We start from the raw sequence: 9044 nt of genomic DNA, 5'->3' as shown, positions 1-9044 counted from the left end.
GTCCGGGAGGGGGCGGCGCGGCTGACGCCGCGAGTCCGGAAGGGGGGGGGGGCGGGCGGTGCGGCTGACGCGGCTGACGCCGCGAGTCCGGGAGGGGGCGGTACGGCTAACGCCGCGAGTCCGGAAGGGGGGGCGGGCGGTGCGGCTGACGCGGCTGACGCCGCGAGTCCGGGAGGGGGGGGGCGGGCGGTGCGGCTGGCGCGGCTGACGCCGCGAGTCCGGAAGGGGGCGGTGCGGCTGACGCCGCGAGTCCGGGAGGGGGCGGTGCGGCGCTACAACAGGCCTTCGCGTTGTTGCCGGAGGGCGTGCGGGTCAGTGTCCACGGAGACAGTGAATTTCGCAGTCAGGAGCTTTTTACGTGGCTGCGAGCCCAACAACACGATGTGATGTTGGGGGTGGTCGGTGCGACGTTGGTGGCGGAATCCGCAACGGGTGAGCAACAATCGCTGGTATCGCGGATGGAGGGAAAGACGGGAGTCGTGTCCATGACCAATGTGTACCTGACGGAGGCACGTCAGGGGCCCGTCAACGTGCTTGCATGGTGGGATAAAGACACCGACGGAAAGGTGTTGGTGCGTGCCGTGATGACAAACTTGCCGGCCACGCAGCAAACATACCTGCGTGGCAAGCGTCGGATGTGGATTGAGACGGTCTTTCGTGATTGGCAGAGTAGGGGCTTTCACCTGGATAAACGTGGGCTGAAAGACCGAGAACGGTTTGCGCGATTATTGGTTCCCCTCGTCTTGGTGTACCTGTGGTTGGTTGCCGTGGGGCGTTGGGTGGTCAAACGGGGCTATCGTAAGCTGGTTGATGACGGCCCATCACGGAATTGGAAGTACCGTCTGTTTCAACGATCTGCTCAAGCATGCTTTGAACCGCGAGTTTGGCTACACCGGCCCGGTCGAGGTGCTACAGCCCCAAGGCTCAGGCACGGGCGAGACGACGGTGCGCTATCGCGCCGGGCAACTCGAAGTCTATATCTTTGAACTCTGCGATAAGGAGTTGCACAAGATCCAGATGAAGACCCTGCCTGATGGCCGTACCGTCCCTGGGCGACCACTGGCCTTCATCTACCAGCAGTTGCTGAAGAACATTATTGACAACGAGGTCATGGCGATTATGCGTGGCCTGGCCCCTGAGACGAAGGTCTTCATCACCGCCGATCATGGCTTTGGGCGCGTCGCGCGCAACAGTATCTGGATCGATGCGGCCTGGCTCAATGAGCCGAGCGACTGCAAATATCTTACCGCCCGCCTGCGCGAGAGCCTTGCTGCCGCCAGTGCGCCACGCCGGGTGCGTGAGCATGTCTGGGAGTTCCCAGTGAGTGCGCTGCAGATGCCGAGCAGTGAGACCCGCTTCGACCGCCGTAGTCGAACCAACGTGACCAAGCACTTTGCGTCTATCATCTTCCCCAAGACCGGGTTTGCTCTTTCGCGGCCCAACTCGCGCTTCGACCCCGATGCCTTCACCCACGGTGGCATCTCGATCCAGGAACTCACGATTCCGATGGTGGTGCTGAAGGTCAGAGCGCGTAGCGAAGGGAGCATCGCGCTCGGATCGCTTGACGGCCCGGCTGAGGTGCTGGAGGGCGAGGAGGTGATCTTTCGCTTGCCAATGCGCTACAATGTCCAGAGTGGCAGCGACGATGTGCGCGTTGACATCGAAGCGCAGATCAGCGCGGGGTCACAGGCCGATTTGGAGGCCGCTGAGCGTATGGTCTCCCTGTCCGCCCAGGTACTCTTTATTCCACCGGGCGGCACAGAGGCGATCTTTCGGTTCAAACCAGATGTTGAGTGCGCCTTGCCCGAGGAACGCCGTACCGGCGCGCTCCGGCGACTCCTCAGCGTCACCGTGAGCTACCGCGACGGTCGGCGCACGGTGCGCCAGGCTGCGGCCCGCGAGTTTGTTATCCGGCTGAACAGTGAAAAGATTGTGCGCCGCGTCGGCAACCTTGGCAACATCCTGGGGCTGACGCCGAAGGGCATGCGCTAGGAAGACGAAAGGGGCAAGAGGAGCGGTGGTTACGGCTTTGCCCTTTTCACCAGTATGGTAAAATCAAGACCAATCAAGGAGGAACTATGACGACAATTACGCTCGATCTATCGCCTGACACCTACCAACGTTTGCTGGTGGCGGCCGGGCAACACGGCGTAGCAGTCGAGGCGGTGGCAGAGAAGCTACTCACCGAACAACTTGCCGACGTGTACCTCAGTGAGCGGGATCGTGCGACCGCCGTGCTGCGTGCGGCTGGTTTACTCACGGAGCTATCGCCTGAGGAGAAGGAGCGTGCGGCGCGCTCGACCGCGACATTAGAAGAAGTGCAGGCCGCGCTGGCGCAGGGTGATGGTCCAACGCTCAGCGAGATCGTCATTGAGCAACGTGGCCCGAAGCTATGAGCACCTATTTTCTCGATACGAGTGCGCTGGTCAAGCGGTATCTTGTAGAGGTTGGGAGCGCGTGGATCATTCGCCTGACTGGGTCTGCTGCTGGCAACACGATTATCATCTGCGAGATCACACGGGTCGAGGCGTCCGCCGCCATTGCGGCTCGCCAACGTGCATCTGGCGGTATCTCGCTGGAAGCTCGGAATATCGCGGTCGATCTCCTGTTGCGTCATTGTGATGACGAATATCGCAATGTCCGATTGACACCGGCGACTCTTAACCGAGCGGTTGCTCTGACCCAACGCCATCGGCTGCGCGGCTATGATGCTGTGCAGTTGGCTACGGCCTTGAGCATACAAGATCAGTATCGCGCAGCGCATCTGCCCGCCCTGACCTTCGTCGCCGCCGATGATGACCTGCTCGCCGCGGCCCGCGCCGAGGGCCTGCCCACCGAGAATCCAAATCAGCACGCCTAATACCAGTTACGAGTGGTGAGTGACAAGTGACAAGCAGGGTATACCTCATTGCAATGATGCTGATGAGCACAAGCGTGATTATTTTCAGCGGTTTGATCTTGCAAAGCTTAGGGATATTGAGGCAAAGGAGATTCCATATTGGATACCACAGCATCGCATGATGAATATCGAGGACGATACTATACCTTGGGGAGATAAGTGGCGCCAGGGAACGAGCAACTTCCGCACTGTCGCCGAGCTTTATACCAAACGGAACCTGTGGGCACTTGCAGCAATAAGAAATGCCATATTTACAAAAAAAGAAACACCTGTGCGCGATGCCCTAATGTTTGCGTTTACAGCAGTTTCACTTGCGCTCAGTAGAATGCAGCGCTATAGTCCTGATTCGGGATTTCCCAACATGCTTCTCACTGGCACGTATTACGTGCCGCAGATAGGCAGAGAGATAGAAGTATTTAGTTGGTATCGAGGCAAAATTTTGTCTCTAATAAAAGGTTATGTTTCGATTCACTTGTTAAGCACATCCAATGTTATATCTACTGCTGACTCTCGTCGGCTGGATATGTCGGCTAACTCGGTTGACTACATCTTTACCGACCCGCCCTATGCTGAGAAGGTACAGTACGGTGAGCTAAACTTCGTCTGGGAGGCTTGGCTGAATTTCGACACGCATTGGCACGATGATGAGATCATTGTCAACAGTGTGCGCGGAAAGACGGAGGATGACTGGGCAGCCATGATGCGTCAGGCGATGGCTGAGTGCTACCGCGTACTCAAGCCGGGCCGCTGGCTTTCCCTCTGCTATCACGACACCTCTGAAGGCACCTGGCAGCTTGTGCAGGACATTATGGCTGAGGCAGGTTTTGTTGTAGACAAATCGGACTCAGCTCTTTTCATCTCAACCTCGCAAAAATCTTACAATCAGCTCACCGCCGACAAAGTCAACAAGCGCGACCTCGTCATCAACTTCCGCAAGCCGCGTCCCGGCGAGGCGACGCAGGCGCTGCTGATCAGCGGCGACGAGGATAGCGCTAGCTTTAGCGAGAAGGTACGGGCGATCATCCGCGCCTACCTGACCGACCACCCCGGCAGTAGCAAAGACCGCATCTACGACGAGGTGGTTAGTCGCATGGTGCAAGCTGGAGAGATGAAGGCCCACAACTTCGACGAGTTGCTGGCCCAGGTCGCCGAGCCGGAAGAAGGTCAAGGGGCAAAGGGCAAAGGGCAAAGGCGAAAGTGACGCTGACCTTTCGCCTTTCACCTTTCGCCTTCCTCACGCTGGTACCTCAAAGAAACGGCGCTGGCTGTTGAGGATGCTGCTGAAGCGGCCCGCGAGGCTACTGCATCCAAGCATGTCCGCAGCTTCGTCGAGCGTAAACTCGCCACCGAGCCCACCGTCCAGGGTGTTCACTACAGCGACATCTTCGAACACTATGTCTATAGCGTGAAAGAGAAACCGCGCCGCGCCCTAGCCGACTGGCTGCTCGACTACTTCTACAAGACCGACGCCGGCACCTACCGCCCGCCGATCTCGGAAGAAGAAGAGCAACTCAAGGCCCAGGCCCGCGCCGCTGGCACCAACCGACGCATCCGGCGCTATGTGAGCTACCTGCAGCAGGGTATCGCCATCCCTGAGCGTGAGCGTCCCGGCAACGCCGACCTAGTTGGCTGGATCCGCCAGTGCAAACGCAACGGCCTCTACGAATACGGACGCTTGCTCTACGAGCGCGGTGGCCTCGACCTCGACCAACTCTCCGAAGAGCAGCAGGTCGCAGTTGAGGAAGATTACCAGACCTGTATGCGTATGTTGGCTCGCACCGCTGCTGCCCCGCCTGAGCCTAAACGTCGTGTACGCGCGCCGGTAGGCCCGGCATCATGGCGATACGCGCCTCCCAGTCGAAGCCCGGCCGCTGCGTGATCGCGCGCTGGGTCGAGGTGAACGGCTTCCACTGCTGTTCCGTCAAGCTCATGTTGAAGGTGCCAGTGTGCTCCAGGGCAACAGCCGTGACCATCGGCTGCCCGTCAGTCAGGGCGGAACGAAAGTAGCGCTGCACTGGTGCCGGCAGGCCGTTCAGCTCACTCGCGTGATAGTGTGTTGGCCGCATTGGCAGGCGTCCCGCCTCAAGCCGGGCCTGCATGGCGTTCGTTTCCGCTTGCCAGCGATACGATCCATAGGCGAGCGCGGCGGCAATGCTGGCCGCCAGCCCGAGGGTGAGCCAAAGAATTTTCTTCCCCATCGTAATCCTCTTCAATGACTGCTGGTTCAATTGAGTGACCTGGCTATCGGCTCTCCTGCGCGTAGCATCTGCTGATCGCGTTGCTGCCACATGAGGTACAGCCCATACGCCATGAACAGGAACGTGAGCGCTCCGCCAGCAACGGTGTTCCAGAACGCTGGCAGGGTATCCTTGCCGATAAAACTCGTGAAGTTGATGAGCGCATGGACGATGACCAACGGCCAGAGCAAGCCTTTCTTGAGCACCACTGCGGCAAAGGCAAAGCCAACCGCCAGGGCATACGCGATCTGAATCAGGATCTCGACCCCACTCTTGCCGGAAAGCAGATTGAGTGCATGCGACAGGCCAAACAGGAGCGCGGTGATGATGGCTGCCTGCCAGAGGCCGCGTGGCTTGAGCGCGTTGAGCATCAGCCCGCGAAAGATGGCCTCTTCGGCGAAACCAATCAGGAACGCGAGGGCCAGCAACTGGGTCACGAGCAACGGACCCGGTACGTTCAGCCCGACGCCAAGGTTGAGCAGGACGGGGAGCAAGAGCGGCAGAAAAAAGAGCAGGTCGCGTGGGTGTGCAGGTCGCCTGAAGCCGACCGCACGCCACCATCCGAGCGCACTGAGGGCGCCGATGACCAGCACGCTCAGGGTCGTGTTGGCAATCCCAGTGATGGCCTGGTTGGAGAGCTGCGCGAGATGCGCGATAGTGCCGGCCATCAGGTACACGGCAATGACGATCAGTTCCAGGATCGCCACGAACCAGTAGGGGTGGCGTTCGACAATGCGTGGGAGTTTCATAGGGTCGCTTTCGCTCATCAGTCGCTGCGCGGTGGCAGCTTCCGGTTGGTGCGCTGTTGACGCAGTCCCTCTAGGATCACGCCGACGAGGAGGCCAAGGCCAGCGCCAATGATCATCCCGCTCAGCATAGCGCCGAACAGGAGCCCGACGACCATGCCGATCCCGGCGCCAAAGCTCATGCCGATTCCGATTCCGATCCCGAGACTGGTGTTGCGCAGGTGAGCCGCTGGTTCATCACCTGCGCCCGCCGATCCGCTGTGGCCGTTGTCTTGGCTCATGGTGTTCCCACTTTCACGATCATGTATGTAATGCCGCAGTTTGCCCCTCTGCCGTCGTCGTCACGCCATCGGAGGGCCGCAGGCGCCACATGCGGTCCGTGATGATCAGCGTCACCGTCATGATGGCCATCGCACCATACACGCCCACCGTGACCGGCAGCCAGAACCCGGCGCTGTTGTTGACGGCGGTGTGCAGCAGGACGACGAGCCAGAGGTTGCCCTGCGTGCGGTTGAAGAACCAGGTGAACAGGACGGTGGTCGGAATGGTGATGACCATGCGCAGAGCGCCACGGCATCGCGGTCTTTCTGCTCATAGCCTTGGCTGAGCACCTCGATCACCGCACCAGGGATGATGCCAGTAATCGCACCATCAGGGCGGGGCGGCTTCACGCAAAACACGGCAATATCAGGCCGTCGCAGCAACCCGGGGGCAAACTCAATGTACGTAGCGGCAATGTGATAACAACCGCAGGCCGCCGTTGCAGGATTATGGCGCGTAAGGTTCTGCCTAATGTCATCAACCACGCCATTGTGCAGCGCCCCGGGCGCCGCTTCCCACGTCGTGCGTCCTCCGGTGATCTCCAAGCGCACCCCCTGATAGGCGAGGCGTTGGAGCTCTTGGATCGTTGGTAAACTCATAGGCACAAAAGAGGCGTGAGGCGCGGAGGCGCGGGCTTCGCCTCCTCGCCTCCTCGCCTCACGCATCCTCGAACTGGTGGAGATGGGGGGAGTCGAACCCCCGTCCAGAAAGCTAAACCGTAGACATACTACAAGCTTAGCCCATTGATTGTAGCTCGCCCGCAGCCGCTCAATGAGCAAAGCGACTTTTGGGCAAACCCGCTTGTCTTTTCCCTTGGCCAGCAGGTGGTCACCGAGGGAGCACTCGACTTGTTGACGCCGAGCCATTGATCATCGAGCGAACCAATGGGGGCGGCTACCTGTTATTAGGCAGCGAGGGCCATGCGGCCCATGTTGTTGTTGTTGCCAGTTATTTTGGCGTTTGCCCCTTTAACGTGACTGGGCGGCACGGCTTGCAATCTACGACCTTCACTCCCTGTCGATACCAAGCATCCCCTTAATGTCTGTTCATTATACCGCGTTGTCGAAAGGCGTCAATAGGTCTTAGGGCGGATGGCAGGGCTGCCGCCCTACCATCCCGCCGGAGGCTAACCTCATGCGTCTGGGGCTGCGCCCCAAACCCGCTCTTGCTTTCGTGTTGGCGGCAAAGCCGCCAACACGAAAGCAAGAGCGTTCCTTGCATGAGGCTTCGCCTCCCCCTGTTCGACAATCTGCAATCTACAATCTACAATCATAAATAGCATTAATCGCCCACTGGCGCGGGAGCAACCGCTGGGGCGGGGGTGGGGCGCTTGCGCCCCGGCAGGCTTAGGGCCAAGAGTGCGGCAGGCAGACTCAGGAGGGTTGCCCAAACCATCACACTCTGCATGCCAACGTTGTCGGCCATTTGGCCCGCTAGCCATGTGCCAATCGCACCGCTGGCAAAGGTGAACCCAAGGATGAGTCCAGCAGCAAAGCCCTGTTTGACCGGCAGTAGCCGTTGGGCATGCACCACAAGTACGCTGTGTTGGCCCCCAACCAAGAGCCCGGCTAGGGCACAGGCGATGAAGGCGATGCCCACGGATGGCGTCAGCAGGCAGAGTAGTCCGGCGGGAATGCTCAGGAGCAGTGGCCACACCACCGCCACACGCATACCATAACGGTCGGCCATAGCTCCATTGATCATCTGGCCCACCGCCCCAGCGGCCATAAAGATGCCCGCCAATAACCCGAAGAGCGCCGGATCCCAGCCGCGCCCTTGGAAGAGTTGCGGGAGGTAGGCTTGATAGACCGCTTGCACCGATGAGCGTAGGGCCACGAGCACAATAAAAGCAACGATGATACTTGCACCGATCAGGCTCCAGTTGGGGGCGCTACGAGCAGGCACGGTCTTACGCGGGCGCACCTCGCGGCTACGTTCATGGCGGGCCGCCACCAACAGCATGATCGTGGGCACAATTGCCATAGCGACCAACGGCAAGAGTCCTGGCGCCCCAAATAATCCGGCCAGCGCCCCAGCCAAGAAGGGGCCACTCGCAAGCCCAACCTGCCCCGCAAAGAAGAAGACCGATGTTGCACTCGCGGCTCGCTCTGGCATGGCTGCCGCTGCCGCTGCTGTCCCCACCGGATGGAAGAGGCCGCTGCCCAATGAGGCAAGCATAAACACAGGAAAGAGGAGTGTCCATGTGGGCGCGAGCGCAACCAGGGTGAAAAAGAAGGCCATCCATGCCACCCCAAGCGCCGCTAAGAGCATACTGCGCCCCGGAAAGCGATCCGAAATCCAACCAAACAGCGGCTGCGAAAGCGATCCAAGCAACAAATAAGCAGTAATCGCTGTCCCAATCTGGGCATAGCTCAAACCAAGTGGCTCTTTCAACACGGCCAGCAGCACCGCTCCGGTGCTATTCAGCACATCCACCGCAAAGTGGCCACTTGCAATCGCGAGGAACATTCGGTTCTTGAACATGGTTTCCTTGAGGAACAGAGGAACAGAGAACAGAGAACAGAGAACAGAGAACAGAGGAACGGAGGAACAGGTGAACAGATGAACAGGTGAACAGATGAACAGGTGAACAGGTGAACAGGTGAACAGAAGAACAGAAGAACAGGTGAACAGATGAACAGGTGAACAGATGAACAGGTGAACAGATGAACAGGTGAACAGATGAACAGGTGAACAGATGAACAGGTGAACAGATGAACAAGTGAACAAATGCTTGGGTGGAATTTTGTTCCTTAGTTCTTCTGTTCTTCTGTTCTTCTGTTCTTCTGTTCTTCTGTTCTTCTGTTCTTCTGTTCTTCTGTTCTTCTGTTCTTCTGTTCT

General features: G+C 59.1%; 11 protein-coding genes, 1 other RNA gene and 2 pseudogenes. 6 read left to right on the top strand and 8 right to left on the bottom strand.

Going from position 1 to position 9044, the window contains the following annotated elements; genetic code table 11:
- Positions 1–305: 305 nt before the first annotated feature.
- The 5 genes and pseudogenes from CJ255_RS24990 to CJ255_RS19895 all read left to right on the top strand — a co-directional run.
- Positions 306–746, top strand: a pseudogene (locus CJ255_RS24990) (transposase); the annotation flags it as partial.
- A 64-nt stretch (positions 747–810) separates the two neighbouring features.
- Positions 811–1992 (top strand): hypothetical protein, encoded by a 1182-nt coding sequence (locus tag CJ255_RS19910; RefSeq protein WP_097645833.1) that lies wholly within the window; start codon positions 811–813, stop codon positions 1990–1992.
- Positions 1993–2078: 86 nt separating this feature from the next.
- A complete protein-coding gene (locus CJ255_RS19905) occupies positions 2079–2396 on the top strand; it encodes a hypothetical protein (RefSeq protein ID WP_097645832.1) in 318 nt (105 codons plus the stop codon).
- Complete coding sequence (locus CJ255_RS19900; protein ID WP_097645831.1) at positions 2393–2860, top strand: type II toxin-antitoxin system VapC family toxin; 468 nt, start codon at positions 2393–2395, stop codon at positions 2858–2860. The genes CJ255_RS19905 and CJ255_RS19900 overlap by 4 nt, the downstream gene beginning before the upstream one ends.
- A gap of 19 nt (positions 2861–2879) precedes the next feature.
- Positions 2880–4100: a hypothetical protein gene (locus tag CJ255_RS19895; protein ID WP_124682024.1), complete on the top strand. Its 1221-nt coding sequence runs from the start codon at positions 2880–2882 to the stop codon at positions 4098–4100.
- Between the two features lie 33 nt (positions 4101–4133).
- Here CJ255_RS19895 and CJ255_RS23780 read toward each other — a convergent pair whose 3' ends face one another.
- Positions 4134–4271 (bottom strand): hypothetical protein, encoded by a 138-nt coding sequence (locus CJ255_RS23780; protein ID WP_165774834.1) that lies wholly within the window; start codon positions 4269–4271, stop codon positions 4134–4136.
- Between the two features lie 33 nt (positions 4272–4304).
- Between CJ255_RS23780 and CJ255_RS19890 the strand changes: the two genes are divergently transcribed.
- The gene (locus CJ255_RS19890) at positions 4305–4778 is read left to right on the top strand and encodes a hypothetical protein (RefSeq protein WP_097645829.1); all 474 of its coding nucleotides are present in this window, start codon (positions 4305–4307) and stop codon (positions 4776–4778) included.
- Here CJ255_RS19890 and CJ255_RS23035 read toward each other — a convergent pair.
- The 7 genes and pseudogenes from CJ255_RS23035 to CJ255_RS19865 form a co-directional block, all read right to left on the bottom strand.
- Positions 4699–5097, bottom strand: coding sequence for a DUF6920 family protein (locus CJ255_RS23035; protein WP_124682023.1), 399 nt, complete (start codon positions 5095–5097; stop codon positions 4699–4701). The genes CJ255_RS19890 and CJ255_RS23035 overlap by 80 nt on opposite strands.
- Positions 5098–5123: 26 nt before the next feature.
- Positions 5124–5885, bottom strand: a complete 762-nt coding sequence (locus tag CJ255_RS19885) for a CPBP family intramembrane glutamic endopeptidase (RefSeq protein WP_165774833.1) — start codon at positions 5883–5885, stop codon at positions 5124–5126.
- A gap of 17 nt (positions 5886–5902) precedes the next feature.
- A complete protein-coding gene (locus CJ255_RS19880; RefSeq protein ID WP_097645827.1) occupies positions 5903–6163 on the bottom strand; it encodes a hypothetical protein in 261 nt (86 codons plus the stop codon).
- A gap of 19 nt (positions 6164–6182) precedes the next feature.
- Entirely contained in the window at positions 6183–6440 is a 258-nt protein-coding gene (locus CJ255_RS24545) for a hypothetical protein (RefSeq protein WP_245863613.1), read from the bottom strand.
- Positions 6441–6517: 77 nt separating this feature from the next.
- A pseudogene (locus tag CJ255_RS24985) lies at positions 6518–6802 on the bottom strand (hypothetical protein); the annotation flags it as partial.
- 74 nt (positions 6803–6876) lie between these two features.
- Positions 6877–7238, bottom strand: a transfer-messenger RNA (tmRNA) gene (ssrA, locus tag CJ255_RS19870).
- 246 nt (positions 7239–7484) lie between these two features.
- Positions 7485–8687: an MFS transporter gene (locus CJ255_RS19865; RefSeq protein WP_097645825.1), complete on the bottom strand. Its 1203-nt coding sequence runs from the start codon at positions 8685–8687 to the stop codon at positions 7485–7487.
- Between the last annotated feature and the right edge of the window lie 357 nt (positions 8688–9044).

Origin of the sequence: Candidatus Viridilinea mediisalina (genome assembly GCF_002532535.1) — a bacterium.
Classification (GTDB): domain Bacteria; phylum Chloroflexota; class Chloroflexia; order Chloroflexales; family Chloroflexaceae; genus Viridilinea; species Viridilinea mediisalina.
Note: the sequence above shows the minus strand (reverse complement) of the source record. Positions and strands in the feature narration are given on the sequence as shown.